The sequence below is a fragment of the Mycolicibacter heraklionensis genome, assembly GCF_001021505.1.
GTDB lineage: Bacteria > Actinomycetota > Actinomycetes > Mycobacteriales > Mycobacteriaceae > Mycobacterium > Mycobacterium heraklionense.
Genome location: NZ_LDPO01000017.1, coordinates 41,697 through 67,859 on the forward strand (window position 1 = coordinate 41,697; position 26,163 = coordinate 67,859).

Genomic DNA, 26,163 nt, shown 5'->3' on the forward strand with positions numbered 1-26,163 from the left:
GCAGGTCATTCCTCATAGTGGGGAGCCGTTCCGGGCGGGATCTTGAACGGGTCGGCGGCCTGTCCGGACAGGTTCGCCATCTCTCCGATCAAGAAATCGGGCGGGTTCAGAACGTCGTGCATGTGCGGCATGTTCGGGTCGAAACCGCCGGTGGTGAACACGGTTTCGCCGAATCGACGCAGTGTCATGTCAAAGGTGACGTAGACGTTGAGGAAGTCGCCACGCACGGCGTTACGCAGATACATCGACGGGAACGGGAACGTCGGGATGAACGGGAACGCCGTCACCAACTCGTTGGCGTTGTCAGCGAACGCCTTGATGACCGGGTACAGGTCCTTGATGTCGGCGGCGAAGTCTTCCTTGGTCTCGCTCATGATCCGCGCTCCGACCACGGCCAGCCGCTGCAGCGCCCCGAACGCGTCGACGATGTTGCTGCGGTTGTCGTTGAGCACCGCCAATGCCGCGGGCATGGTGTCCAGCGCCCGCGCCAGGCTGGGAGCGCTACGGGCCAAGGTCGCCCCGACCCGGTTCAGCCCCTCAGCCGCCGCGACGATGTCGCGTGCCTGGCGGTCCAGCGAGGCGGTCAGTTCGGCCAGCCTCGGCACCAGCTCGGCAAAGGTACCGGCCCGGCCGGCGACCGCGGCGTGGGCCTCTTCGGTGATGTCTTGCACCGCACCGAGATTGCCCTGGTTGACCACCACACCCAACGACGACAGCACCTCTTCGGTGCTGGGGTAGCGCCCGGTCCGGCTGAGCGGAATCTCATCGCCTCGGGCGAGGGTGCCGACCGGAGGTTGGTCGGTCGGCTCGGCCAGCTCGATGTGCTGAGAACCCAGCAGCGAGGTCTGCGCGACGTTCGCGATGGCATTGGCCGGCAGGTGCACATTGCCGTCCAGCGACAGCTTGACCGCGGCGTAGAAGCTGCCGTCGGGCCGTTGCACGGCCCGAATCCCCGACACACTGCCGACCGTGACGTCATCGACCATCACCGGCGAGTTCTGCGGCAGCGTGGTGACGTCCGGCAGTTGCACCGTGATGCTGTAGGAGCCGCGACCATGGCCTGCGGTTCCCGGCATGTTCAGCGAGTTCAGCCCGCCGAACTGACAACCGGACAACACCAACGCCCCGGCACCGAGCACCGCACCGCGGCGGCCGACCCGGTGCAGCGCGCCGCCAAGAGACTTCACGCTCATCCGCCCTCCCGTGGTGCACCGGCACCGGGCTGAGCCGGACCCGTCGGGCCGGGCGCCTTGCCCAGCTGCCCCGGCGCGGGCGGCGGCAGGAACAGGGCCGCGACATCTTCGGTGCTCGGCGGCGTGACACCGGGAGCCGGCAGCCACTTCAGGTACGGCACCGGCGTCTGAGACTTCGCCTCGGTGGCCGGGGTGTCGTAGATGATCTGGCCCTTGTAGGCGGTGATCGAGTTGACCGGGTGGAACAAAAACGGGATAAAGTTCATAGACCAGCGCCGCATGACCGGTCCCATCCGCTCCTTGCAGATCTCCGCCCGCTTGAAGTTGTCGGGCACCGAACCGACGTCGAAGACGCCGCCGCAGATGAACTGCACCGGATTGGCGAAGTCGGGCAGCGACAGGAGCCCGCTCAAGGTCCCCTGCGCAGGATTGTAGATGTTGTAGAAGTTCACCAGGCCGTGCGGGGTGATGTGCAGCGCCTGTTCGAGGTTGTCGCTCTGGTCGGACAGCACCTTGGTGAACTCCGCCAGCTTATTGACCTGGGCGATCAACGCGTCATTGTTGTTGTGCAGGAAACCGCGAACGTCGCGCAGTGCCTGGCTCAGCGTGCCCAGCGTGACATCCAGGTCGACCGAACTCTCGGCCAGCACTGCCGACACCGCCGCGACATGGTCGGTGAACTGCACGATCTGCTCGTTGCTGCCGGAGAGCGCATCGACCAGTACCTGCAGGTTCTTCACGGTGCCGAACAGGTCGGTGCGCGAGTCCCCGAGGCGCCCGGTGATCGCCGACAGTTCACGCAGCGCGTTGCGGAACGAGTCGCCGTTGCCGTCGAAGGTGTCGGCGGCCTGGTTGACGAAGGCGCTCAGTGCCCCGTTGAGCTTGCCCTGCTCGGGTGCCAACTGGGAGCTGAGCTGGGTCAGCTCCTGCTTGACCTCGTCCCATTCGACCGGGACCGCGGTGCGGTCTTCACTCAGTACCGATCCGTCGGCGAGCTTGTCACCTTCGGTGTAGGCCGGGGCCAGCTGAATGACCCGCGCGGAGACGATGTTCGGTGCCATGAGCACCGCATGCACGTCGGCCGGCAGCGGCACATCCTTGCTCACCGACATGGTGATCTTGACGTTCTCGGCACGCGGCTCGATGGACTCGATGCGGCCGACCGGAACCCCGACCACCCGGACGTCGTCACCCGGGTAGAGGCCCACCGCCGAGGCGAAGTAGCCGGTGATGCGGTAGCTGCGCTGCGCGGGCAGCACCACGTATGCCGCGGCGGCCAACAGTACCGCCAGCAGGCCGGCGAGGACGAGGCGTGAAGTTCGGCGTGTCATGGTGACTTCGGCTTAATGATCGTGCGCTCGGAGATCATCCCGCGCAGGTAATCGGCCAAGCTGTCGGGCAGCTTGCCCGGCTGGAAGAACATGTCGACCATGACCTCCGACATCGTGGGCGGCGGTAGGCCGTACAGGTTGATCTGGAAGCCCGGACCCGAGGCCACCACCTCACCGAGTGTGGTGGCGTATCCGGGCAGCCGCTCCAGGGCGCCGGCGATCCGATCCTTGCGCTCGATCACGTTGTCCAGCACCAGGTTCAGCTTCTTCAAGGTCGGACCGATCCCTTTCTCGTTATCGGTCACGACTCCGGAAAGCTGTTGCGACACATCGTCGATGCCGCCGATCAGCGCGCCGAGCGCCTGCCGGCGCTCATCAAGCGCAGCGAAGAGCTGGTTACCGTCGAGCACCAGCCTGTTCACCTGGGCAGCGCGCTGGTTGAGCACACCGGTGACAACCTGGGCGTGCGACAACAACTGGCCCAACGCCTCATCGCGACGGTTGAGGCTGCGCGACAGGGAAGCCACCCCGTCCAGCGCTCCGCGCAGCTGCGGGGTCGCCTCGCGCATGGAGTCGGTGAGCACCTGCAGCGCTTCCTCGAAGCGCGGCTTGTCCAGATCGCGGACGTTGCCGCCGAGGTCCTGCAGTGCGTTGTTGAGGGTGTACGGGGCACGCGTGCGCTCGAGCGGGATCGAGGTCACCGAACCGCCGCCGGCAGGAGTGATCGACAGGGCCTTCTCACCCAGCACGGTGTCGGTGCGGATGGCGGCCAGCGACTGGTCCCCCACCCGGACCTTGCGGTCGACGGTGAAATCCACTTTCGCGCTGGCTCCGGCCAGTCCCACCGATTTGACCTTGCCCACCCGGATACCGGAGACCGTCACGTCGCTACCGGGGATGATGCCGCCGGCGTCGGCGAAGTAGGCGTGGTAGTTCTTGCCCTGGGGCCAGAACGGCAGGCTGGTGTAACCGAAGGACACCAAGACCAGGCATGCCACCAGTGCGATGCCCAACGTACCCGTGCGAACCGGGTTTACGCCGTCAATTTTTGACAGGAGAGCACCTCCCCTTGCTCGTGTCGTTCTGGCCGCCCATGGGCAAGGTGATGTCACTGCCGGCGGGGCCGTTGAGCTTCAGGGCGACGGTGCAGTAGTTGATGTTGAAGAAGGAGCCGTAGGCGCCAAGTGCGTTGAGCCGCAGGTAGTTCTCTTCCAGCGGGTCGATGACGTCGTTCAGCTCCTGCCTGCGCTTGTCCAGCACGGTGGCCAGCGGCCGCGCGTTCTCGAGCACGCCCTGCAGTGGCCGACGGGTGCGGCGCAGCGTGTCGGTGAGGTCGTTCTCCACCGAGGCCAGCGGCCCGATCGCGCCGGCGATCGCATCCTTGCCCAGGGCCAGGCCGGTGATCAGCTGCTGTAGCCGGTCGACGGTGGCGTCGAACTGTTCGCTCTTGTCGTCGACTGTGGTCAGCACCGTGTTCAGGTTGTTGATCACGTCGCCGATGAGCTGGTCGCGGGAGGCCAGCGTGGTGGTGAACGAGCTGGTGCTGGCCAGCATCTGCGACAGCGCACCGCCCTGGCCCTGCAGCAGCTCGATGAGGGCGTTGCTGATCTCGTTGATCTTTCCGCCGTCCAAGCCCTTGAGCAGCGGGCGCATCCCGCCCAACAGTGCATCCAGGTCCAGGGCGGGCTGAGTGTGGTCGCGGGCGATGGTGCCGCCGGGCGGCAGCTTGTGCAGTTCCCCGGCGCCCGAGGCGATCTCGAGATACCGGTCGCCGACCAGGTTTTCGTAGCGGATGAGCGCGCGGGTCGAGTCGTAGATCTGGTAGCGCTTGTCCACGTCGAAGGTGACACTGACGTTGTTGTCCGGCGTCAACTCGACGCGTTTCACCGTACCCACCGGAATACCGGCGATCCTCACGTCCTCGCCGCCTTTGAGCCGGGAAGCGCTGGCGAAATCGGCGTGGTAGGTGTGGTTCGAGGCAAACCGGAATTCGCCGAACACCACCACCAGACCGGCCGATACCAACAGCATGGCGACGGCGAAGATGGTGACCTTGACCAGGGTGCTGCGCGGACTCATCAGTATTCATCCCGTTCCGCGAAGGCGCCGTTGAAGAGGAACTGCGCGGTGGAGGGTGCGTCGAACTGGACCTCGGTGTTGGGCTGGAACGGGATGTAGGCGCTGTCGGTCACCAGGAACGGTGAGCGGAACCAGGAGCCGCCGTACTGCTTGCTGGGGATGTCCGGCAAGCCGCGGCAGTTCGGTCCGCCGGTCGCGTTGGCCACCGGTAGGCTCTCCGGGTAGGTGTAGGCCGGTACGCCCGGGATGAAGCTGGACTGCACATACAAAGCCGGCTTGGTGCCGCCCAGCGACGGACCGAATCGCTCCATGGCATTTTGAATTCCCTTGAACAGGCAGCCGAACTCCGGCGAGTATTCGGCGAGCAGGCTGGTCATGGCGCGGAAGCGCTGGATCCCGGCGATGAAGTCGTCGGCGGCCGGGGCGAAGGTGTCGTAGCCGTTGTTGGCCAGCCCGGTGGTCGCCAGCAATGCCTTGTTCAGGTTCTCCCGCTGATCGACCAGGGTCTTACTGATCGCCGGGACGTTGTCGATGGTCGTCGCCAGGTCCGGGGCGGCATCTCCGTAGATGTTGCCGACGACCGCGGTCTTGGCGAAGCCCGACTGCAACTGGGGCAGTTTCGGATTGAACTTTCCGAGGTAGCTGTTCAGCCCGGAGAGCAGCCCGCCCAGGTTGTCACCGTTGCCCCGCAGGCCCTCGGCCAGCGCGCTGACCGACCCGTTGAGCTGAACCGGGTCGATCTTGTCCAGCACGTCGGTCAGCTTCTGGAACAGGGTGTTGACTTCCAGCTGCACGTCGGATGCCTGCACGTTCGCGCCGTTGCGCAGCGTCGCACCCGAGGGCACCGGCGGCGGAACGAACTCCACCGACTTGGCCCCGAAGATGGTGTTGCCGGCGATATGCACCGCCGCGTTCGACGGGATCTGGCGCATCGCGGAGCTGTCGATGGCCAGGAACAGCTTGGCCTGGTCGCCGGAGTACTTGATCGACTTGACCTTGCCGACCTGAATACCGCGGTACTTGACCTTGGCGTCCTGTTCCATCACCAGGCCGGCGCGCGGCGAGGTGACGGTGACCTTATCGGTGGAGCTGAACACCGACACGTAGGACAGGTAGGTGAACACGGTGGCGGCAAGCAGGATCGCACCGAGGATTGCCGCAGCAAGCCTCACCTGGGTACGCGTCGATCCCGTTTGCACCTGTATTCCCTTGCTAGCCCGAGAGGTTGAAGTTGCCAGAGCCGCCGTAGACGGCAAGTGAAACGAACAGCGTAATGACGACCACCACGACCAACGACGTCCGCACGGCTTGACCGACCGCGATGCCTACCCCGACGGGGCCGCCGGCCGCGTTGAAGCCGTAGTTGGTGTGCACCAGCATCACCGCGACCGACATGATGATCGCCTGCAGGAAGGACCACAGTAGGTCGGTGGGGATCAGGAAGGTGTCGAAGTAGTGGTCATAGAGGCCCGGTGACTGCGAGTTGATGAACACCGTGGTGGACCGGGCGGCGAAGAAGGCGGCCAGCACCGACAGTGAGTACAGCGGGATGATCGCGATCAGGCCCGCCACCAGCCGAGTGGACACCAGATAGGACACCGCATGGACCGCCATCGACTCGACGGCGTCGATCTCCTCGGCGACACGCATGGCGCCGAGCTGGGCGGTGGTGCCGGCCCCGATGGTGGCGGCCAGCGCGATCCCCGCGACCACCGGCGCAACGATCCGCACGTTGAGGAACGCCGACAGGAAGCCGGTCAGCGCCTCGATGCCGATGTTGCCCAGCGAAGAGAAGCCCTGGACGGCGATAACTCCACCGGAGGCCAGGGTGAGGAAGGTGGCCACCCCGACCGTGCCGCCGATGATGGCCAGCGCGCCGGTACCCATGGTGATCTCGGCGATCAGCCGGACGGTTTCCTTGCGGTACCGGGTCAGCGCGTTGGGGACGTACCGGATCGATTCGGCGTAGAACAGGGCCTGCTCGCCGAAGGTGTCGACGGCCTTGGGCACCCCGCGGAACATCCGCCGGAACCGCAATGTGGCGTCGTAGCTCATGGCTCGACTCCCACTCGCTCGTTCTTCGCTTGCCGGAGCACTCGCGGGCTCATTTGACCAGCACCCGGACGCTGATCGCGGTCATGACGACGTTGATGACGAACAGACAAATAAAGGCGTAGACGACGGTCTCATTGACCGCGTTGCCTACGCCCTGGGGCCCGCCCTTGGCGGTCAGCCCGCGATAACACCCGATCAGACCGGCGGCCGTGCCGAACAGCAGCGCCTTGATCTCGGCCATCACCAGCTCGCCGAGCCCGGTGAGCACGGTCAGCCCGTTGATGAAGGCACCGGGATTGACGCCCTGCAGGAAGACCGAGAACACATAGCCGCCGACCAGGCCGATCGCACACACCAGCCCGTTGAGCAGCAAGGCGACGAACGTCGACGCCAGGGCCCGGGGCACCACCAATCGCTGGATCGGGTCGATACCGAGCACCCGCATCGCGTCGATCTCTTCGCGGATGGTCCGTGCGCCCAGGTCCGCGCAGATAGCGGTCGCGCCCGCGCCGGCCACCACCAGCACGGTGACGACCGGGCCCAACTGGGTGATGGTGCCGAACGCGGTTCCGGCACCGGACAAGTCGGCAGCGCCGATCTCGCGCAGCAGGATGTTGAGGGTGAAGGCCACCAGCACGGTGAAGGGGATCGCGACCAGCACTGTCGGCAACAGCGACACCCGGGCGATCATCCAGGTCTGGTCGAGGAACTCACGGTACTGGAAGGGCCGGCGGAACATCGCCCGAAAGGTCTCCAGGGACATCTCGACGAACCCGCCCACGGCCCGAGCCGGAACCGTGAGCTGTTCGATCAAGACACGTCCTTCCCTCAGGTCGGGCTTCCGGGGCATCGGTGGTCGCAAAACTGTATCCGGCAACCTCCTGCGACCGGCGTCATTCGTGCAATTCAGACGCCGCACTGCGTGAGCCGGATCATACTAACTAGAACACGTTCTCAGTGTCAAAGGACACGTTTCGGCGGGATTCCCGAGATATCCGCGCTGGTCACAGCGGATTGTGACCCACGTCTCGCTGTAACGCGTTCTAATTTTGTTCTAATCGCCGGACATCAGTTCGGACGCGGAGAACGTCCGGGCCGGGTCACGGCCGGCGAAGTAATTGGCCAGCGTGTCGGACAACACGGCTGGATCCCACGCCTGCCCGTCCGCGCCGAACTTCCGTTCCACGGTCGGCGCGGCCATCAGGGTTACCTCAGGTCCGTAGACCACAAAAACCTGACCGCTGACCGCAGCCGAGGCCGGCGATGCCAAGAACCGGACCAATGTCACCACGTGCTCGGGCGACAAAGGATCGACATCTCCCGCAGCGCCTTCCGGGGCCTCGCCGAATACATCGGCGGTCATCGCGGTGCGGGCCCGCGGGCAGATCGCGTTGGCAGTCACGCCGTAGCGGCTCAGCGCCCGGCTGGCCGAGAGCGTCAGCGCGGTGATCCCCGCCTTGGCCGCGCCATAGTTGGCCTGCCCGACCGGACCCATCAGGCCGGCCTCCGAGGAAGTGTTGATGATGCGGCCGTAAACGGTCCCATCGCTGTCCTTGGCCTTCTGCCGCCAGTAGGCGGCCGCGTTTCGGGTCAGCAGGAAATGTCCACGAAGGTGGACTGCGATCACGGCGTCGAAGTCGTCGTCGGACATGTTGAACAACATCCGGTCCCGGGTGATCCCGGCATTGTTGACGACGATGTTCAGCCCGCCCAGGCCGTCGGCGGTGCTGACGAGCTCGTCGGCGGTGGACCGCTGACTGATGTCACCGGCCACCGGCACACCCTTGCCGCCAGCCGCGGCGATCTCGTCGATGACGTCCGAGGACTCCAGCGCCGACGCGATGTCGTTGACGACCACCGTCGCCCCGGAGCGGGCCAACCCGATCGCCTCTGCTCGGCCCAGGCCGGCGGCCGCGCCGGTCACCACTGCGACCTTGCCGGTCAGGTCGATCGCGTTGTCAGTCATGTACGCCGCTCCTTTACGTCACCGGCGCACTCGTCGTCACCGGCGGTTATGAATACCTCTAGTCGTTGCCAGTGGGAGGCTAGTCGTCGACGCGGCGCAGCGCGGCCCGCGGGCACTCGGCGATGGCCTGCTCGGCGTGGGCTTCCCGGTCGGCCGGGACCGGAGCGAATTTGACCTCTGCCTGCTCGTCGTCGTTGAGATCGAACAGCTCGGGGTCGATTCCGACGCAAATCGCGTTGCCCTCGCAACGATCCAGATCTACTTCAACTCGCATGACATTCTCCTGTAAAAACCGTGCGCCGGCGGAGCATTTCCGACCGTCGTCGTCAACTAGTGTCACCATACGATCCGACAGCTTTCACACACGAGGCGCTAGGGCCGTTGGACCCCGGGACTAGAACGTGTTACAACGGGCTGTCGAACAGAATCTTATCGTGACACCGATCACCAGCGAAGGACTCCCCTGATGCAGATCAGCTACACGCCGGCACAAGAAGAGCTGCGCAGCGAACTGAGGTCCTACTTCACCACGCTGATGACGCCAGAGCGCCGCGAGGCTCTGAGCTCGACGCAGGGCGAGTACGGCACCGGCAACGTCTACCGCGAGACCGTCGCCCAGATGGGGCACGACGGTTGGCTGACGCTGAGCTGGCCGAAGGAGTACGGCGGCCAGGCACGCTCGACGATGGATCAGCTGATCTTCACCGACGAGGCCGCGGTCGCCGGCGCCCCGGTGCCGTTTCTGACCATCAACAGCGTCGCGCCGACGATCATGGCTTTCGGCACCGAAGAGCAGAAGAAGTTCTTCCTGCCCAAGATCGCCGCCGGCGAGCTGCACTTCGCGATCGGCTACTCGGAACCGGGCGCGGGCACCGACCTGGCCTCGCTGCGCACCACCGCGGTACGTGACGGCGACGAGTACGTCATCAACGGCCAGAAGATGTGGACGTCGCTGATCGCCTACGCCGACTACGTGTGGCTGGCGGCCCGGACGAACCCGGAGGCCAAGAAGCACCGCGGCATCTCGATGCTGATCGTGCCCACCAGCGCCGAGGGTTTCTCCTGGACCCCGGTACACACCATGGCCGGCCCGGACACCAGCGCCACCTATTACCAGGACGTGCGGGTGCCGGTGACCAACCTGGTCGGCGAGGAGCACGCGGGCTGGAAGCTGGTGACCAACCAGCTCAACCACGAGCGCGTTGCCCTGGTGTCGGCCCAGCCGATCTTCCTGGCGCTCCAGGAGGTCCGGGAGTGGGCACAGAACACCAAGGACATCCACGGCAACCGGGTCATCGACTCGCAGTGGGTGCAGCTCAACCTGGCCCGGGTGCTGGCCAAGGTCGAAGTGCTCAAGCTGATCAACTGGGAGCTGGCCTCCGCCGACAAGTCCGCCCCGTCCCCGGCGGACGCGTCGGCGGCCAAGGTGTTCGGCACCGAGTTGGCCACCGAGGCCTACCGCCTGTTGATGGAGGTGCTCGGCACCGCCGCCACGGTGCGCCAGGATTCCCCCGGCGCGCTGCTGCGCGGTCGGGTGGAACGGATGCACCGGGCGTGCTTGATCCTGACGTTCGGCGGCGGCACCAACGAGGTGCAGCGCGACATCATCGGCATGGTGGCCCTGGGCCTGCCCCGTAACCGCTGACCTAATACCCCAAAGACTTTGGAGGCAAGTACTCATGGACTTCACCACTACCGAAGCATCTGACGACCTCTCGGGCCTGGTCGGCACCATCGTGGACGCGGTGTGCACGCCGGAGCACCAGCGTGAGCTGGACGCGTTGGACGGGCGCTTCGACACCGAGCTGTGGCGCAAACTCATCGACGCCGACGTGGTGTCCAGCGCGGCGAGCGAGTCGCTGGGCGGCGGCGGGTTCGGCGTGCTGGAGCAGACGTCGATCCTGACCGCACTCGGCCGTCAGCTTGCCGCGGTGCCCTACCTGGAGTCGGTGGTGCTGGCCGCCGGGGCGCTGGCGAAGTTCGGCTCCGCGGAGCTGCAGCAGGCCTGGGGCGCCCCGGCCGTGGCCGGCGAGAAGATACTCACCGCCGCCCTCGACGGCGACATGGGCGAGGGCCCGGTCCGGGCGGCCACCACCGACGGCGGCTTCCGCCTCACCGGCACCCGCACCCAGGTCGGCTTCGCCTCGGTGGCTGACGCCTTCCTGGTGGCGGCCGAAACCGATTCGGGCGCAGCGGTGTTCCTGGTCGCTGCCGCCGATCCCGGAGTGACGGTGACGTCGCTGGCCACCACCGGGCGGGGCAGCGTGGGCCACCTGGAGCTGTCCGGGGTCAAGGTGGAGGCCGGTCGCCTGGTCGGCGGCGCCGAGGTGCTCGACCACCTGACCAGCGTGGCGGCGTTGGGCCACAGCGCCTACCAGTTGGGGGTGCTGGAGCGCGGCCTGGCCCTGACCGCGGAATACGCCCGCGAGCGCGAGCAGTTCGACAAGCCGATCGGCAGCTTCCAGGCCGTGTCGCAGCGGCTGGCCGACGGCTACATCGACGTCAAGGGGCTGCGGCTCACGCTGACTCAGGCGGCGTGGCGGGTCAGTGAGGGTCTGCCGGCGACCACCCAGGTGGCCACCGCCGCATTCTGGGCAGCCGAGGCCGGACACCGGGTGGCGCACAGCATCGTTCACATTCACGGCGGGGTCGGCATCGACATCGACCACCCGATCCACCGCTACTTCCTGGCCGCCAAGCAGACCGAGTTCGCGCTCGGCGGCGCCACCGGTCAGCTGCTGGCGATCGGCCGGGAACTGGCCGAGACGCCGGCGTAGTTGGCCAGGCGGGACGCTTCAGCGGTTCAGCGCATCCCCGAACGTCACCTTGAACCCGGGAATGTCCGTCAGCGGCACGGTGGCGTCATAGGTGCGCTGGTAGCCGGTGGAGCTGATCTTCCAGCCGTCGGCGGTTCGTCGGTAGGTGTCGTGATAGAACGCGGCACCGATCAGCATCAGGTTGTAGTCGGGCATGATCACCCGGTCCTGCAGATACCAGATGCCGGTGGCACTGTCCGGGCCGGTGAGGGTGATCTCGGGGTGGTTGACCCGGTGCTCGCTGATCAGGTTCCCCGGCAGGGAGGTCCGCATGAACTCCACCAGCGAGTCGCGGTCGCTGAAGGTGTGATCGCTGCCCATCGACTTGCCGTAGTCGGCGGTGACGTCTTCAGTCAGCGTGGCCGCGAAGTCGTCCCAGTGCTTGGTGTCCAGCGCCCGCAGGTAGCGGTACTTGACTTGCTTGATGGCGTCAATGGCCTCGAAATCAGTCACCGCCCTATTGCAGCACTAATCTGACCACCATGTCAGCACCGACCCTCGTAGACGAACAGTCCACCGTCACAGCACTGCTGGCGCGGGTGGCCGAGGCGGACGACCGCGGTGTCTTCTACGAGGACACCTTCGTCAGCTGGCGCGACCACATCGCCGCGGGAGCCCGGCTCGGCGCCGCGCTGCGAGCCCGCCTCGATCCGGACAAGCCGCCGCATGTCGGTGTGCTGCTGGGCAATACGCCGTTCTTCTCGACAATGCTGGTGGCGGCCGCGCTGACCGGGATCGTGCCGGTGGGCTTGAACCCCACCCGCCGGGGCGCCGCCCTGGAGCGCGATGTGGCCCACGCGGACTGTCAGCTGGTGCTGGCCGACAACACCGCCGACGTCACGATCCCCGGCATGATCGATGTCGAATCACCCTCGTGGGCTGCGGAATTGGCCGGCTATGACGACACCTCGGTGACATTCCGGGACGCCGATCCCGACGAGCTGTTCATGCTGATTTTCACCTCGGGCACCAGCGGCGACCCGAAGGCGGTGCGCTGCACCCAGTGGAAGGCGGCGTTCCCGGGGGTGATGCTCTCGCAGCGCTTCGGGTTGGGGCCGTCGGACGTCTGCTATCTGTCGATGCCGCTGTTTCACTCCAACGCGGTGATGGCGGGCTGGTCAGTGGCGGTGGCCGCCGGCGCGTCGATCGCGTTGCGCCGCAAATTCTCCGCCTCCGGGTTCATTCCCGATGTGCGCCGCTTCGGCGCGACCTACGCCAACTACGTGGGCAAGCCGCTGTCCTACGTGCTGGCCACTCCGGCCCAGCCCGACGACGCCGACAACCCGCTGCGACTGCTCTACGGCAACGAGGGTGCGCCCCGGGACCTGGAGCGGTTCGCGACTCGGTTCGGGTGCACCGTGATCGACGCCTTCGGCTCCACCGAGGGCGGGGTGGCGATCGGCCGCACGCCGGACACCCCGGCCGGCGCGCTGGGACCGCTGATCGACGGGAACACCATCATCGACGTCGAGACGGGTGAAGAGTGCCCGCCCGGCGTGGTCGGGGAGTTGGTGAATGCCAGTGGGCGCGGCCAATTCCGCGGCTACTACCGCGATCCCGAGGCCGAGGCGCAACGGATGGCCGGCGGGATCTACCACTCCGGCGACCTGGCCTACCGTGACGAGGCCGGCTACGCCTACTTCGCCGGCCGGCTCGGCGACTGGATGCGAGTGGACGGCGAGAACCTGGGCACCGCACCGATCGAGCGGATCCTGCTGCGCCACAACGCCGTCGCCCAAGCAGCGGTATATCCCATCCCAGACCCCACGGTGGGCGATCAGGTGATGGCCGCGCTGGTGCTGGCCCGCGGGGCGTCGTTCGACCCCGACGACTTCCGTGCCTTCCTGGCCGAACAGCCCGACCTGGGACCCAAACAGTGGCCGTCCTATGTGCGGGTGGCCGCCGAGCTGCCGCGCACTGAGACGTTCAAGGTACTCAAGCGGGTGCTGTCCGCCGAGGGCACCGAGTGCGCCGATCCGGTGTACCGGATCGCCCGGTAGCCCGGCAGTCCAACGCTGCCGCCGGCCGGGTCAGGAGATGACGTCCCAGCCTTGGCTCGGATCGCCATTGCAGTAGCGAGCGGAGACCCACGTCCCTGGCCCCGGCACACCCAGGACTGTGAGGCAATACCAGCCCGTGTCATTTTTGACCTGGCCGCTGGGGTCGATGTTCCAATTCTGCGGCCACATTCCAGCACACGGTCCGAGGTGCGCGAACGCAAGGTCGCTCGCCGGATTTGCCGTCTGATTTGCCGCCGGGTTTATCAGGCATCCCCCGGGGAAGGCCACGTTCTGCAGTTGCCTGCCGTTGAGGTCCCAGCGCTGGGAGTCCGAACCATCGCACGGGTTGACCACCACCGCGGCGAAATAGCTTCCGCTGGGGGCGTCCAGACAGAAATCGCCCAGCCGGCTGCTCAACCCGATCGGGCCGTCAGCGGCCGCCACACCGGCGATTCGCACCGCGACGCACAGCACCATGCTGACCACGACAAGGGCCCGGCCGAAACCGCCCAGCAACCGCAATCGACGCATCGTTCGCTCCATCTTCTCCACCCCGTGTGATTCAGCCACTCCTACCACCATGGCCGCGGACGATGAGCCGCAAATGGCGAATTCGCCACTCCGGTGGCGCACCGTGTGGCCACCACCGTTTCGAACCCTCGGCACGCAATACTGAATCAATGCCTGCCGCCCGCCGCGTGCTCGTCGCAGTCCTGGCCGCCGCCCTCGCCTTACCCCTGGCCCTGGCCTCCCCCGCCTCCGCCGAGCCCCTGCAAGCCAGCTTCGCGCAGCTGGCCAACACCATCCCGGGCAACGTCGGCATCGCCTATGCCCCGGTCGGCCAGAACCAGGTGGGCACGCTCGGGTCCCTGCAGAACGGCGTCGCCTGGTCGACCATCAAGGTGCCGCTGGCGATCGCGGCGCTGCACGCCAACCGCCCGAACGCCCAAGAGCTGGCCGCCAAGGCCGTCACGGCATCCGACAACGACGCCGCCGAGCAGTTGTGGTCCTCGCTGGGGCCGGCGCCGCAGGCCGCCCAACAGGTGCAGGCCGTGCTGCGGGCCGGCGGCGACACCGGCACCGCGGTCGAATCCCGGCGACTCCGGCCTGAGTTCAGCGCGTTCGGCCAGACCCAGTGGCCGCTGAACCGCCAGGCCGTGTTCGCCGCCCACCTGCCGTGCATGCCCGCTGCCGCACCCGTCTACAGCTTGATGAAGAACACGGTTCCCGATCAGCGCTGGGGCCTGGCCAGCATCGGCGCCCCGACCAAGGGCGGCTGGGGTCCGGGCCAGGGCGGCGGCTACCTGGTGCGGCAGTTCGGCATCGTGCACGCACCGGCCGGCGACCTAGCGGTGGCGCTGGCCGCCGAACCCAAAGACGGCAGCTTCGGATCCGGGATCGCGGCGCTCAACCAGATGACCCAGTGGCTCAGTGCCCATGCCGCCGAGCTACCGGGTGGCCGCTGCGCGGGGTAGGTTGGCCGCTAGCCACGTGTTACCCGCGAGTAGGAGACACCCATGCCCGCCCCATCCGCCGCAGACTTCGACCGGCTGCGTCAACTGTCCGCCATCGCCGACATCGACGCGCGGCAGTCGAAGACCATCGACGAGGTCTTCACCGGTAAGCCGCTGACCACCATCCCGGTCGGCAACGCCGAGGACGTGACGGCGGCGTTCGCCAAGGCCCGCGAGGCCCAGCGCACCTGGGCGGCGCGCAGCGTCAAGGAGCGCAGCGCGATCATCGAGCGCTACCGCGATCTGGTGATCGCCAACCGGGACTTCCTGATGGACGTCTGCCAGGCCGAAACCGGCAAGGCGCGGTCAGCGGCCCAGGAGGAGATCCTCGACATCATGCTCAACGCGCGCTACTACGCGCGCCAGGCCACCAAGTTACTGGCTTCCAAGCGGGTTCCGGGGCTGCTGCCCGGCATCGTCAAGACCGTGATCAACCACCACCCCAAGGGTGTGGTGGGCGTGATCGCGCCGTGGAACTACCCGATGACCCTGTCGATCTCCGACGCCATCCCCGCCCTGCTGGCGGGCAACGCGGTGGTGGTCAAGCCGGACAGCCAGACCCCGTACTGCACGCTGGCCAACGCCGAACTGCTGTATCAGGCCGGCCTGCCGCGCGAGTTGTTCGCGGTGGTGCCCGGCCCGGGATCGGTGGTCGGCACCGCGATCGTGCAGCAGTGCGACTACCTGATGTTCACCGGCTCCAGCGCCACCGGCCGCACCCTGGCCGAGCAGTGCGGTTCCCGGCTGATCGGCTTCTCCGCCGAACTGGGCGGCAAGAACCCGATGATCGTCACCAAGGGCGCCAACCTGTCCGAAGTCGCCAAGGCCGCCACCCGCGCCTGTTTCTCCAACGCCGGGCAGTTGTGCATCTCGATCGAGCGGATCTACGTCGAGCGCGACGTCGCCGAGGAGTTCGCCGCGAAGTTCGCCGAGCAGGTGCGCGCCATGAAGCTCTCGGCCGCGTATGACTTCACCGCCGATATGGGCAGCTTGATCTCCGAAGACCAGATCAAGACCGTCTCCAACCACGTCGACGACGCAAAGGCCAAGGGCGCCAAGGTGATCGCCGGTGGAAACGCCCGCCCGGACATCGGGCCGCTGTTCTACGAGCCGACGGTGCTGACCGACGTCACCGACGAGATGGAGTGCGGACGCAACGAGACGTTCGGCCCGGTCGTCTCCATCTACCCCGTCGACAGCGTCGACGAGGCGATCGCCAAGGCCAACGACACCGAATACGGGCTCAACGCCAGCGTGTGGGCCGCGAGCAAGTCCCAGGGTGAGGCGATCGCCGCGCGCATCAACTCCGGCACGGTCAACGTCGACGAGGGCTACGCGCTGGCCTTCGGCAGCACCGCCGCGCCGATGGGCGGCATGAAGGCCTCCGGGGTGGGCCGTCGCCACGGCGCCGACGGAATCCTCAAGTACACCGAGTCGCAGACGGTCTCCACCGCCCGGATCCTGAATCTGGATCCGCCGCTGGGCATTTCGGCCCCGGTGTGGCAGAAGCTGCTGACCCCGATGATCCGCGCGGTGCAGGCGCTGCCCGGCCGGTAGCGCTCAGCGCCGGCCGGTGCGGTTCTTCCCCCGGTCGATGTCGCGCTCCAGCTCGGCCAGTGCGGGCTCGATCGCGTCGGCCATCTTGTGGATGTCCTCGGCGACTTCCGGGGTGGTCACGAACCCGAAGTCCAGGTGGTCGCGGTAGGAGAAGCAGGTGATGTTCAGCGCCACGTCCATCACCGGCGGGCCGAGCGGCACCAGCGACTCCAGTTCCGCGCCGGCCATGTAGATCGGAATCGGCGGGCCCGGCACGTTGGAGACGACGAGGTTGATCGGAGCCAGCCGATTCGACAGCCCGGTCGCGGTGTAGGCACGGGCGGCCAGCTGCAGCAGCCCCGGCGGGGTGGTGTCGGTCAGTCCCATGATCTGGTGCGCCGACAGCGCCTTGGCCATCTGCTTGGCGCTCTGGGTGCTGGCGTGAATCGTCTTGAGCCGCTGGGCCGCTCCCTCGATGTCGGTCGCCATCGATACCGTCATCGAGCTGACCTTGTTGCCGACCTCGCCCTGGCTCTCCTCGGTGCGGGTCGATACCGGGATCTGGGCGACAAGCGGCTTGTCTGGCAGTTCCCCGCGCTCGCGCAGGTACTCACGGACGGCGCCGGCGACCATGGCGAGCACGACATCGTTGAGCTTCACCCCGTAGGCGTCCTTGACGGCCTTGATCCGGGCCAGCTCGATGCGAGTGGCGCTGATCCGCCGGTGCGGCGACACGCTGGCGTTGAACCGGGTCACCGGGGCGTCGAAGTAACGCGGTGGTTTGCGGGGCAGCCCCAGTCCCACGGTGGCGATCTGCTGGCGAACGGTCTGCTGCAGCAGCCGGCCGATGCGGTACGGCGTCTTCACCGCGACGTTGACCAACTCCTCGACGATACGGCGCTCGTAGCTGGGCATGGCGGAGCCATTGGATGACCCGATCGCCTCCGGGTCCGGCGGCCGTGGCTCAGGGGTGACGTCCAACATGATCTCGAACAGTCCCGCGCCGGACACGCCGTCGACGATCGCGTGATGCATCTTGGTCAGGGTCGCGACCCGGCCGCCGTTGACGCCTTCGATCACCCACATCTCCCACAGCGGGCGCGACCGATCCAACTTGTAGGACATCAGCCGTCCCACGAGCTCCTCGACCTCGCGCCGCCCGCCCGGGGCGGGAACGCCGATGCGACGCAGGTGGAAGTCGATGTCGAGATTCTCGTCCTCCACGAACCACGGCCGGTCCAGCCCCAGCGGAGCAGGGGTGACCCGCCAACGCAGCTGCGGCAATTGCGGTAATCGCTCGATCAGAAGCTGGCGAACCCGCTCGAAGCTGTAGTTCGGCGCATTGGTGGTGTCGCAGATCGCCAACCCACCGATGTGCATGTGCCAGCCCGCCGTTTCGGCGGACCAGAACGCCGCGTCGACGCCCGAAAGTCGCTGCATCGACAGAGACTAGCCCGGACACCGGTTCGCCGGGAGCGGCTCACCGTCAAAAGATTCGGTGAATCTAGCTCTCGGCCGCCACATGCTTCGCGTGCACCTCGTCGGCGGGGCGGGCTTCGGTCTGCTCCTTGGCCCAGCGGTAGTCGGGTTTGCCGGCCGGAGAACGTTTGACCTCGTCGACGAACCACAGACTGCGGGGCACCTTGTAGCCGGCGATCTCGGTGCGCGCGCAGGCGTTGATCTCATCCAGCGAGGGCCGGGCGTCGCCGCGCGCCTGAACCACCGCGGCCACATGCTGGCCGTAGCGGGGGTCGGGCACCCCGACCACCAGTGCGTCGAAGACGTCGGGGTGGGTCTTGAGGGCGGCCTCGACCTCCTCGGGGTAGATCTTCTCGCCACCGGAGTTGATCGACACCGACCCACGGCCCAGCATGGTCACGGTGCCGTCGGCCTCGACCTGCGCGAAGTCGCCGGGGATCGCGTAACGCACGCCGTTGATGGTGCGGAACGTCTCGGCGGTCTTCTTCTCGTCCTTGTAGTAGCCGACCGGGATGTGGCCGCGCTTGGCTATGATGCCACGCACGCCGGAGCCGGGCTGGACCTCGTTGCCGTCCTCGTCGAGCACCACGGTGGTCTTGTCGATGGTGACCCGGGGGCCGCCGGTGTGCGCTTCACCCTTGGCGACGATGCTGGTGCCGCCGAAACCGGTCTCGCTCGACCCGATGGAGTCGGTGATGATCCGATTGGGCAGCAGCTCCAGCAGGCGTTCCTTGATGCTCGGGCTGAACAGCGCCGCGGTGGATGCCAGCAGGAACAGCGACGACAGGTCGTACTCGTTACCGGCATCCTGATGGGCCAACAGCGCGTCCAGCAGCGGGCGCGCCATCGCGTCCCCGGTGAAGAACAGCAGGTTGACCTTGTGGTCGTGGATGGTGCGCCACACCTGATCGGCGTCGAATTCCGGTGCCAGCACCACGGTTTGGCCGCTGAACAGCGACATCCAGGTCGCCGACTGGGTGGCGCCGTGGATCATCGGCGGGATCGGGTGGCGGACCATCGGCGGGTTGGCGGCGGCCTGCTTGGCCAGGTCGTACTCGTCGGCGATCGGCTCACCGGTGGCGAAGTCGGTGCCGCCGAACAGCACCCGGTAGATGTCCTCGTGGCGCCACATCACGCCCTTGGGGAACCCGGTGGTGCCGCCGGTGTAGAGCAGGTAGATGTCGTCGGCGCTGCGCGGCCCGAAGTCACGCTCCGGCGATCCCTGCGCCAGGGCGGCCTCGAACTCCACGCCGCCGTAGCGCTGGTAGTCCAGATCGGAGCCGTCCTCGACCACCAGGATGGTCTTGACGTTCGGGGTGTCGGGCAGCACGTTGGCCACTCGGTCGGCGTACTGGCGCTCGTGCACCAGCGCAACCATGTCCGAGTTGTCGAACAGGTAGCGCAGTTCGCCCTCGACGTAGCGGAAGTTGACGTTGACCAGGATGGCGCCGGCCTTGATGATGCCGAGCATCGCGACGACGATCTCGTTGCGATTGCGGCAGTACAGGCCGACCTTGTCGTCCTTCTTGACGCCCTGGTCGATCAGGTAATGGGCCAGCCGGTTGGCCTTCTCCTCCAGCTGCGCATAGGTCAGCTGGTCAGGCCCACAGATCAGGGCAACCCGATCCGGTACGGCGTCGATGGCGTGTTCGGCTAAGTCGGCGATGTTGAGAGCCACAACACACAAACTAGAACGTGTTACATTTCGATTTCAAGTCGAGGTTCCCACCCGGAAAGGCGGACGCCGGTGAGCGAGTCGTCAGAACAGCCCCACGCCCTCATTGAGCAGCGCGGACACACCCTGATCCTGACCCTGAACCGGCCAGAGGCCCGCAACGCGCTCTCCGGCGAAATGCTGGCGATCATGGTCGAGGCCTGGGACCGTGTCGACAACGACGACGAGATCCGCTCGTGCATCCTGACCGGCGCCGGTGGTTATTTCTGCGCGGGCATGGACCTCAAGGCGGCCAACAAGAAGGCGCCGGGCGACTCCTTCAAAGACGGCAGCTACGACCCGTCGCGTATCGACGGCCTGCTCAAGGGCCGCCGGCTGACCAAGCCGTTGATCGCCGCGGTGGAAGGCCCGGCCATCGCCGGGGGCACCGAGATCCTGCAGGGCACCGACATCCGCATCGCCGGTGAAAGCGCCAAGTTCGGGATCTCCGAGGCCAAGTGGAGCTTGTACCCGATGGGCGGCTCCGCGGTGCGGCTGGTTCGCCAGATTCCCTACACCATGGCCTGTGACCTGCTGTTCACCGGTCGGCACATCACTGCCGCCGAGGCGCTCGACATGGGCCTGATCGGCCACGTGGTGCCGGACGGTCAGGCGCTGACCAAGGCGTTGGAGATCGCCGAGCAGATCAACAACAACGGGCCGCTGGCGGTGCAGGCCATGCTGCGCACCATCCACGAGACCGAGGGCCTGCACGAGAACGACGCCTTCAAGATCGATACCAAGATCGGCATCAAGGTGTTCTTGAGCGAGGACGCCAAGGAAGGCCCGCGGGCGTTCGCCGAGAAGCGCAAGCCGGAGTTCAAGAACCGCTGATGCGCGTCGCAGTCACCGGCGGCACCGGCTACCTCGGCGCCCACACTGTCAAGACACTGCTGGAAGCCGGACACTCGGTACGGCTGCTGGTCGCCCCGGGCTGCGCTGACGAGCCCGTCATTCCCCGGCTGCGCGACCTGGGCGCACTGGAGGTGCTCGACGGCGACATCCGCGACACCGCGGTGGTGACCGCACTGCTGGACGGCTGCGACTCGGTGCTGCACGCCGCCGGGGTGGTCGGGACCAACGACCGCCAGGAAAAGTTGATGTGGGACATCAACGCCCACGCCACCGAGGCGATCCTGACCCGTGCCGTGGCCGCCGGTCTGGACCCGGTGGTGTCGGTCAGCAGCTACAGCGCGCTCTTTCCGCCGCCGAACGGGATCATCGGCCCTGATTCGCCCACGGTGCCCGGGCGCAGCGCGTACGCCCGCACCAAGGCCTACGGCGAGCGGGTGGCCCGCCGGCTGCAGGACGAGGGCGCCCCGGTCGTGGTCACCTATCCCTCCAGCGTGGTCGGCCCGGCGTTTCACACCGCGCCCGGCGTCACCGAACGGGGCTGGGCGCCGATCGTCAAGTATCGGGTGGCGCCGGTGGTGCGCGGCGGCATGGCGATGGTCGACGTGCGCGACATCGGGCTGGTGCACGAGGCGCTGATGCGGCCCGGCCGCGGTCCGCACCGCTACCTGTGCGGCGGGATCATGGTCAGCTTCGACGAGATGATCGCCGCGGTGGAACAGGGCCTGGGCAAGCCGGTGCGGCGAATCCCTATTGCTCCCAGCGTTTTCAAGGGCATCGGGCGGGTCAGCGACCTGGCCAGCAAGCTGCTGCCGCTGCCCGAGTCGCTGAGCTACGAGGCGGCCTGGCTGCTGACCTCGGCCACCCCGACCGACGACTCGGCCACGCTGGCCGATCTGGGCCTGGCCTGGCGGTCACCGACCGAGGCGATCATCGAGTCGCTGCGGGTCCCTGCGACGCCTCCCTGCTCGCCGAACGTGTAATCAGCCCGCCTTTTCGGGAGGGCGAATTTCTCGGTCCGAGTACACGCTGGGCGTGAAGGTCGCGTCAGGCCAGCACCGGCTTGCTCGGGGTGAACACCACCGGCATCGACTCGAGGCCACTGACGAAGTTCGCCGGACGCAGCGGCAACGTGTCGTCGGAAGCCAGCCGCAGATCGGGGAGCCGTTGCAGGATCCGCTGCGTCATCAGCCGCAACTCCAGCCGGGCCAGCTGGTTGCCCAGGCAGAAGTGCGTGCCAAAGCCGAATGCCACGTGACTGTTGGGGTCTCGGGTGATGTCAAAGCGTTCCGGCTCGTCGAACACCGACTCGTCGAAGTTGGCCGACTCGAACAGCAGCAGCATCTTCTCGCCCTCGCGCAGCTGCGTGCCGTGGAACTCCGTGTCTTGGGTCAGGGTGCGGCACATGTTCTTCACCGGCGAGGTCCACCGCAGCATCTCCTCGATTGCCACCGGCACCCGATCGGGATCGCGCTGCAGCAGATCCCACTGGTCGCGGTGGCGCAGCAGCTGCGCCGTGCCGCCGGACAGGGTGTGCCGGGTGGTCTCGTCACCGCCGATCAGGATCAACAGCGTCTCGAAGATGATCTCGTCGTCGGTCATCTGTGCGCCGTCCACCTCGGCGTTGACCAGCACGGAGAACAGGTCGTCGGTGGGCTCGGCCCGACGTTTCGTGATGGTGTTCCTGGTGAATTCGGTCCAGCCGGCGAACGCCGCCATGACCGCCTGAGCCGTCGCCGATTCCGGATCGAGGTGTGAGCTCAGCCCAGCCACCAGGTCGTCTGACCACCGCAGCAGCATCGATCGTTCTTCGGGCAGCACCCCGAGCATGTCACCGATCACCGCCATCGGAAGCGGCGCGGCGATGTCGCGCACGAAGTCGCATTCGCCGCGCTCGCACACCGCGTCGATCAGGGTGTCGCACAGCGTTTCGATGGAGGGCAGCTGGGCATGCACGCGTTTGCGGGTGAATCCGGCGTTGACCAGCTTGCGGCGCAACAGGTGCGCGGGGTCGTCCATGTCGATCATGTACGGGAAGCCCGGCTGGTCGGGACGGATGCCGCCGGCGTTGGAGAACACCTCGGGTGTGCGTTCAGCGTCGATCACCGCCTGGTAGGTCGACGCCGCGGCCAGCCCATTGCGGTCCCGGAACACCGGCTCGTATGTGCGCATCCACCGGTAGGCGGCGCGCGCAGCACCGCCGTCGGCGTAGAACGTGCCGTCGGTCAGATCGATGTCCGGCTTGGTGGTCGGCTTCGCTTCGGCCATTACCTCGGTCATTGGCGTCCTCCGGATTACAGTGGGAGCCATGGCTCTTTCACAGCACACCATCGCTGGCACTGTGCTTACCATGCCCGTCCGCATCCGTCACGCGGATGTACATTCCGCGATGTTTTCGGTGCCCGCGGACGCCGCACAGGCGATGATCGACTACAGCGGCCTGCAGGTCTTCCAGCAGCAGCCGGGACGCGCCGTGGTCAACCTGATGCTGGCCCGCTACATCGACGGCGACCTGGGCCGCTACCTGGAGTTCGGCACCGCGGTGATGGTCAACCCGCCGGGCACCGAGGCGCGCGGCTGGCGAGCACTGGGCGCCGCGGGCGCGTTCATCCACCACCTACCGGTCGACCAGGAGTTCACCCTCGAGGCCGGACGCACCATCTGGGGATTCCCGAAGATCATGGCGGACTTCACCGTTCGCGACGGCCGGCAGTTGGGTTTCGACGTCGCCGCGGACGGCCAGCACATCGCCACCATGGAATTCGGTCGCGGGCTGCCGGTTCCGGGGCCGCTCACGTCGCGGCCCCGGGTGCTCCAAGCGTTCAGCCACCTCGACGGCGTTACCCGCCAAGTGCCTTGGGAGATGCGGATTTCGAAGGTGCGCGGGTCGCTGGGCGGTACCACGTTGCGGCTGGGCACCCACCCGTACGCGCGTGAGCTGGCCGCGCTGGGCCTGCCCAAGCGGCCGATGATGTCGTCGACCGTGGGCCGCGTCGAGATGACCTTCGGCGACGCGCAGGTGGTGGGGGGTTAGATCTTGGCGGCCCGCCTCTCCCATTACGGGTCGCGCAGTTCCGCTTGTACAGCTTGCCGTTGGGGTCGCTGGGGGTCTCAGCGATGGAGCCACCCATCTGCATATAGGCGGTGCCGCGATGCCACCAGGTGCTGCCGTCAGGGTCCGGGTGGGCGTCCACGGGGGCTGACCATCGCCCGGGGTTGAGGTTCTGACTGAATTGTCGGCGACGCAAGCACGCGGTTACCGTTCTCGGCGTGCCCGAAGAACGCGGTGCGTTCGCCGATGCTGCGCGGAAGCGCGAAACGCAACTGGCGCAACGGCTGGCGTCATCCGTGGCAGCAGATCAGGAGTTCGAGGCGCTGCTGCGCGGCGCCGTGCAGCACAACCGCGAGTACCGGCAGCGTCTTGATGCCATCGAAGCAGAGGTCAGGCAGGCCGCCGCCACCTGGCGGGGCCTGGACACTCCCGCGGGTGCTCGCCAGTTCCAGCAGTTCTTGACCGGCAAAGCCCGCGAGATCTACAAGATCGTTGCCGACGGCCTTGCCGACAGTCGAGCCAGGTCCCAGGCGGTGCAGGCGCTCGGTGGGCGCTACACGGTCGAGGGCGGGTTGCGCCGGGCGCCGACCGACGGCTCGGACCCCACGGTGCACTTGGCCGGCTGGGGTCGGCCCTTGAGTCCGCCGCCCAAAGGCCCAGCGAATCCGAGCGCGTTCGACGATCTGCTGCGGGCCAACGACCAGGCGGTGCTCGACGCGATGGCACGCGTGCGGGCCGCCCGAAAGGCGCTCGACGACGCTGCCGGCAAGGCCTATGCCCACGGCGCCGGCAGCGATGAGGCCCAACAGGCGATGACCCGACTGCCGGCATTGAAGAAGAACCTCGCCGACGCCCTTGATGAGTTGGGCAAAATCCCCGACTACTCCACCATCGACCCCGCCTCGGTGCACCTCGGCCCGGACGGAGCCTTGTCGTTCACCTATACCCTTGCGGGCCAGAAGATGGTGGTGACCGGGGCGCTCGAGAACGGCACCGGCGAAATCTACGACCAGGGCGCCAGCAACGGCAGCGGCGCCTACTTCACCTACCACGACGGGAAATTGGCCACCTCCCGATTCCTCGATCCCGGCCGTGTCACCCCCGATGACGCACTGCTGCAGAACGTCATCTTCACCGCGGTCGGCGCCGGACCCGCGATGAGCGCAGGCAAGGCCGGTGTCGAAGCCGGGTGGCAGGGCATGCGGTCATTGTTTGCCCGCGAAGCCCTTGAAGCCGGCGGCGGTGCAGCCACTGGCCTGACCGCTGACAACGTGCTGCCGCGGGCGATCGCCCAAGCAGAAATCCGCGCCCAAGCCGCCGCGGATGACCTCGCCATCCGCCACCCCCACACCACGGTTACCGCCGGCGGCGACCACATCCCACCCCTCACGACAGCCGAACACGGCCCGCCGGCCGTCACTCACGAGCACCCGCTGCCGGACACCGGTCCACACCTTCCTCATCCACTGCCGTCCGAACCGATGTCGTCGTGGCCCGCATTCACGCTGGAGAACCCCCTCGATCACATGAGTCCGCAGCTGCGAATCTTGTCCGAGCAGCACCTCACTGGCAGCGGCGAAACTGTGCTCGGACCGTTTCAGCCAACTGTGGGACCGTCCTACATCGAGGTCGCACAGGAACGCGGCGCCAGCTACTTTGACATCGGGCAACAAGCATGGAATGCAGCCCCCGAGACCGAACGGCTCGCCGCAAACCAACATGTACTTGATATCGCAATCACCAATCGCGATCGAATTACGCTATCAGTACCATTTCGCATGATCCGGCAAGACAGTTACACTGGGGCCGAGATCAGGTATCTCGAATCCCACGGATACGTCCGCAGCGGCAATACCTTGGTTCCGCCAGTCCTAGGGAGTGGGTAAGATGACGCGATTACTCGAATTATTCCTGAAGTATCTCCAAGTGTTGTATTTGGACCCAAAATATCGGATCACCAACTCCACAACCACCGGCTCGCGCACAGAGAATGCGTCGCTGCGAATGACCGGCGACACCACCAGCTGGCAGCTAATAAATGATAGAGGGCAGATTTACGTAGCGGTCGCCCCAACCCGGCTGGATACTGTCGAGAATTGGTTCAGACTCACAATCATCCAACAATATCTTGACGGAGTGGAAGAACATACCACGGTGCTCACCGACGAGCTTGCGGCTTGGCTGAGCGACAATATCAGCCGAGTGGAAGCACTGTTCGATGATTCGATTGTAGAAGCTTCCTGCAAAGCCCTGATCGCCCTGGAAGAATTGAAGGCCACTGAACTATTTGGACCACCCTAAAGGTTGAGACTTACAACGGAGTTCTCCCGAATCAAATGGATTCCGTCAAGTGGAGGTCATTGGAATGAAGACCCTTTTGGAATATTTCCTGTAACATTTTGAGGCGTTGTATCTCGACCCTCAATACCACATTACCAATTCCAGCAGTCGCGGCCTTCCCACGATCGATGCCTCCCTGAGCTGACGGGACCGACCCTAAGTTGGAATTTTGCCAATAACCGAGGGCAGATGGCGCTTACGGTAGCGCCTACGCAGCTAGCTACGCCCGAGAACTG

General features: G+C 66.5%; 24 protein-coding genes. 10 read left to right on the forward strand and 14 right to left on the reverse strand.

The features are described from left to right. Positions 1-5: 5 nt before the first annotated feature. The 9 genes from ABW16_RS17985 to ABW16_RS18025 form a co-directional block, all read right to left on the reverse strand. On the reverse strand, positions 6-1,193 hold the full coding sequence (locus ABW16_RS17985; protein ID WP_047320551.1) for an MCE family protein: 1,188 nt from the start codon (positions 1,191-1,193) through the stop codon (positions 6-8). After that, complete coding sequence (locus ABW16_RS17990) at positions 1,190-2,524, reverse strand: MCE family protein (protein ID WP_047320552.1); 1,335 nt, start codon at positions 2,522-2,524, stop codon at positions 1,190-1,192. The genes ABW16_RS17985 and ABW16_RS17990 overlap by 4 nt, the downstream gene beginning before the upstream one ends. Then, positions 2,521-3,579, reverse strand: coding sequence for a virulence factor Mce family protein (locus tag ABW16_RS17995; protein ID WP_047320620.1), 1,059 nt, complete (start codon positions 3,577-3,579; stop codon positions 2,521-2,523). Before ABW16_RS17995 ends, ABW16_RS17990 begins: the two co-directional genes overlap by 4 nt. Further along, positions 3,566-4,603, reverse strand: a complete 1,038-nt coding sequence (locus ABW16_RS18000; RefSeq protein ID WP_047320553.1) for an MCE family protein — start codon at positions 4,601-4,603, stop codon at positions 3,566-3,568. Before ABW16_RS18000 ends, ABW16_RS17995 begins: the two co-directional genes overlap by 14 nt. Beyond that, a complete protein-coding gene (locus ABW16_RS18005; RefSeq protein ID WP_047320554.1) occupies positions 4,603-5,775 on the reverse strand; it encodes an MCE family protein in 1,173 nt (390 codons plus the stop codon). The genes ABW16_RS18000 and ABW16_RS18005 overlap by 1 nt, the downstream gene beginning before the upstream one ends. Positions 5,776-5,815: 40 nt before the next feature. Continuing rightward, entirely contained in the window at positions 5,816-6,658 is an 843-nt protein-coding gene (locus ABW16_RS18010; protein ID WP_047320555.1) for an MlaE family ABC transporter permease, read from the reverse strand. 49 nt (positions 6,659-6,707) lie between these two features. Then, positions 6,708-7,472, reverse strand: a complete 765-nt coding sequence (locus tag ABW16_RS18015; protein ID WP_046286802.1) for an MlaE family ABC transporter permease — start codon at positions 7,470-7,472, stop codon at positions 6,708-6,710. Between the two features lie 240 nt (positions 7,473-7,712). Beyond that, on the reverse strand, positions 7,713-8,624 hold the full coding sequence (locus tag ABW16_RS18020) for a 3-oxoacyl-ACP reductase (RefSeq protein WP_047320556.1): 912 nt from the start codon (positions 8,622-8,624) through the stop codon (positions 7,713-7,715). A gap of 79 nt (positions 8,625-8,703) precedes the next feature. Next, positions 8,704-8,898 carry a ferredoxin gene (locus ABW16_RS18025; protein ID WP_047320557.1) on the reverse strand — a complete coding sequence of 65 codons (195 nt, stop codon included), beginning with the start codon at positions 8,896-8,898 and terminating at the stop codon, positions 8,704-8,706. Positions 8,899-9,090: 192 nt separating this feature from the next. On the opposite strand from ABW16_RS18025, the gene ABW16_RS18030 reads away from it, so the two are divergent. After that, a complete protein-coding gene (locus ABW16_RS18030; protein WP_047320558.1) occupies positions 9,091-10,269 on the forward strand; it encodes an acyl-CoA dehydrogenase family protein in 1,179 nt (392 codons plus the stop codon). Between the two features lie 34 nt (positions 10,270-10,303). Next, the gene (locus ABW16_RS18035) at positions 10,304-11,401 is read left to right on the forward strand and encodes an acyl-CoA dehydrogenase family protein (RefSeq protein ID WP_047320559.1); all 1,098 of its coding nucleotides are present in this window, start codon (positions 10,304-10,306) and stop codon (positions 11,399-11,401) included. An 18-nt stretch (positions 11,402-11,419) separates the two neighbouring features. Here the strand turns inward: ABW16_RS18035 and ABW16_RS18040 are convergent, their stop codons facing one another. Then, positions 11,420-11,893, reverse strand: coding sequence for a nuclear transport factor 2 family protein (locus ABW16_RS18040; protein WP_047320560.1), 474 nt, complete (start codon positions 11,891-11,893; stop codon positions 11,420-11,422). Positions 11,894-11,922: 29 nt separating this feature from the next. Between ABW16_RS18040 and fadD17 the strand changes: the two genes are divergently transcribed. Next, positions 11,923-13,440 carry a long-chain-fatty-acid--CoA ligase FadD17 gene (gene fadD17 / locus ABW16_RS18045; protein WP_047320561.1) on the forward strand — a complete coding sequence of 506 codons (1,518 nt, stop codon included), beginning with the start codon at positions 11,923-11,925 and terminating at the stop codon, positions 13,438-13,440. 30 nt (positions 13,441-13,470) lie between these two features. Here fadD17 and ABW16_RS18050 read toward each other — a convergent pair whose 3' ends face one another. Continuing rightward, positions 13,471-13,971, reverse strand: coding sequence for an Rv1419 family lectin (locus ABW16_RS18050; protein WP_047320621.1), 501 nt, complete (start codon positions 13,969-13,971; stop codon positions 13,471-13,473). A gap of 149 nt (positions 13,972-14,120) precedes the next feature. Here ABW16_RS18050 and ABW16_RS18055 point away from each other — a divergent pair, with 149 nt between their 5' ends. Both ABW16_RS18055 and ABW16_RS18060 read left to right on the forward strand, forming a co-directional pair. After that, positions 14,121-14,915, forward strand: coding sequence for a serine hydrolase (locus ABW16_RS18055; protein WP_233424806.1), 795 nt, complete (start codon positions 14,121-14,123; stop codon positions 14,913-14,915). Between the two features lie 42 nt (positions 14,916-14,957). Further along, the gene (locus ABW16_RS18060; protein WP_047320562.1) at positions 14,958-16,511 is read left to right on the forward strand and encodes a succinic semialdehyde dehydrogenase; all 1,554 of its coding nucleotides are present in this window, start codon (positions 14,958-14,960) and stop codon (positions 16,509-16,511) included. Positions 16,512-16,514: 3 nt separating this feature from the next. Here the strand turns inward: ABW16_RS18060 and ABW16_RS18065 are convergent, their stop codons facing one another. Then, complete coding sequence (locus ABW16_RS18065) at positions 16,515-17,930, reverse strand: WS/DGAT/MGAT family O-acyltransferase (RefSeq protein ID WP_047320563.1); 1,416 nt, start codon at positions 17,928-17,930, stop codon at positions 16,515-16,517. Positions 17,931-17,994: 64 nt separating this feature from the next. Next, on the reverse strand, positions 17,995-19,656 hold the full coding sequence (locus ABW16_RS18070) for an acyl-CoA synthetase (RefSeq protein WP_200900681.1): 1,662 nt from the start codon (positions 19,654-19,656) through the stop codon (positions 17,995-17,997). A gap of 60 nt (positions 19,657-19,716) precedes the next feature. Between ABW16_RS18070 and ABW16_RS18075 the strand changes: the two genes are divergently transcribed. Both ABW16_RS18075 and ABW16_RS18080 read left to right on the forward strand, forming a co-directional pair. Further along, positions 19,717-20,517, forward strand: a complete 801-nt coding sequence (locus ABW16_RS18075; protein WP_047320565.1) for a crotonase/enoyl-CoA hydratase family protein — start codon at positions 19,717-19,719, stop codon at positions 20,515-20,517. Then, positions 20,517-21,518 (forward strand): NAD-dependent epimerase/dehydratase family protein, encoded by a 1,002-nt coding sequence (locus tag ABW16_RS18080; protein WP_047320566.1) that lies wholly within the window; start codon positions 20,517-20,519, stop codon positions 21,516-21,518. The genes ABW16_RS18075 and ABW16_RS18080 overlap by 1 nt, the downstream gene beginning before the upstream one ends. Positions 21,519-21,582: 64 nt before the next feature. Here ABW16_RS18080 and ABW16_RS18085 read toward each other — a convergent pair whose 3' ends face one another. Next, entirely contained in the window at positions 21,583-22,815 is a 1,233-nt protein-coding gene (locus ABW16_RS18085) for a cytochrome P450 (RefSeq protein ID WP_109519655.1), read from the reverse strand. Positions 22,816-22,843: 28 nt separating this feature from the next. On the opposite strand from ABW16_RS18085, the gene ABW16_RS18090 reads away from it, so the two are divergent. From ABW16_RS18090 to ABW16_RS18100, 3 genes are all read left to right on the forward strand, one after another. Further along, positions 22,844-23,569, forward strand: a complete 726-nt coding sequence (locus tag ABW16_RS18090) for an acetoacetate decarboxylase family protein (protein WP_109519656.1) — start codon at positions 22,844-22,846, stop codon at positions 23,567-23,569. 236 nt (positions 23,570-23,805) lie between these two features. After that, positions 23,806-25,473, forward strand: a complete 1,668-nt coding sequence (locus tag ABW16_RS18095) for a DUF4226 domain-containing protein (protein WP_052956971.1) — start codon at positions 23,806-23,808, stop codon at positions 25,471-25,473. Between the two features lies 1 nt (position 25,474). Next, a complete protein-coding gene (locus ABW16_RS18100) occupies positions 25,475-25,888 on the forward strand; it encodes a hypothetical protein (RefSeq protein WP_047320568.1) in 414 nt (137 codons plus the stop codon). The last annotated feature ends 275 nt before the right edge of the window (positions 25,889-26,163 follow it).

Coding starts and splice junctions, on each gene's coding strand:
- ABW16_RS18080 (WP_047320566.1), top strand. CDS start 20,517: ATGCGCGTCGCAGTCACCGGCGGCACCGGCTACCTCGGCGCCCACACT.
- ABW16_RS18000 (WP_047320553.1), bottom strand. CDS start 4,603: ATGAGTCCGCGCAGCACCCTGGTCAAGGTCACCATCTTCGCCGTCGCC.
- ABW16_RS18025 (WP_047320557.1), bottom strand. CDS start 8,898: ATGCGAGTTGAAGTAGATCTGGATCGTTGCGAGGGCAACGCGATTTGC.
- ABW16_RS18055 (WP_233424806.1), top strand. CDS start 14,121: ATGCCTGCCGCCCGCCGCGTGCTCGTCGCAGTCCTGGCCGCCGCCCTC.
- ABW16_RS18100 (WP_047320568.1), top strand. CDS start 25,475: ATGACGCGATTACTCGAATTATTCCTGAAGTATCTCCAAGTGTTGTAT.
- ABW16_RS18060 (WP_047320562.1), top strand. CDS start 14,958: ATGCCCGCCCCATCCGCCGCAGACTTCGACCGGCTGCGTCAACTGTCC.
- ABW16_RS18090 (WP_109519656.1), top strand. CDS start 22,844: ATGGCTCTTTCACAGCACACCATCGCTGGCACTGTGCTTACCATGCCC.
- ABW16_RS17985 (WP_047320551.1), bottom strand. CDS start 1,193: ATGAGCGTGAAGTCTCTTGGCGGCGCGCTGCACCGGGTCGGCCGCCGC.
- ABW16_RS18020 (WP_047320556.1), bottom strand. CDS start 8,624: ATGACTGACAACGCGATCGACCTGACCGGCAAGGTCGCAGTGGTGACC.
- ABW16_RS18065 (WP_047320563.1), bottom strand. CDS start 17,930: ATGCAGCGACTTTCGGGCGTCGACGCGGCGTTCTGGTCCGCCGAAACG.
- ABW16_RS18050 (WP_047320621.1), bottom strand. CDS start 13,971: ATGCGTCGATTGCGGTTGCTGGGCGGTTTCGGCCGGGCCCTTGTCGTG.
- ABW16_RS18085 (WP_109519655.1), bottom strand. CDS start 22,815: ATGACCGAGGTAATGGCCGAAGCGAAGCCGACCACCAAGCCGGACATC.
- fadD17 (WP_047320561.1), top strand. CDS start 11,923: ATGTCAGCACCGACCCTCGTAGACGAACAGTCCACCGTCACAGCACTG.
- ABW16_RS17990 (WP_047320552.1), bottom strand. CDS start 2,524: ATGACACGCCGAACTTCACGCCTCGTCCTCGCCGGCCTGCTGGCGGTA.
- ABW16_RS18030 (WP_047320558.1), top strand. CDS start 9,091: ATGCAGATCAGCTACACGCCGGCACAAGAAGAGCTGCGCAGCGAACTG.
- ABW16_RS18035 (WP_047320559.1), top strand. CDS start 10,304: ATGGACTTCACCACTACCGAAGCATCTGACGACCTCTCGGGCCTGGTC.
- ABW16_RS18010 (WP_047320555.1), bottom strand. CDS start 6,658: ATGAGCTACGACGCCACATTGCGGTTCCGGCGGATGTTCCGCGGGGTG.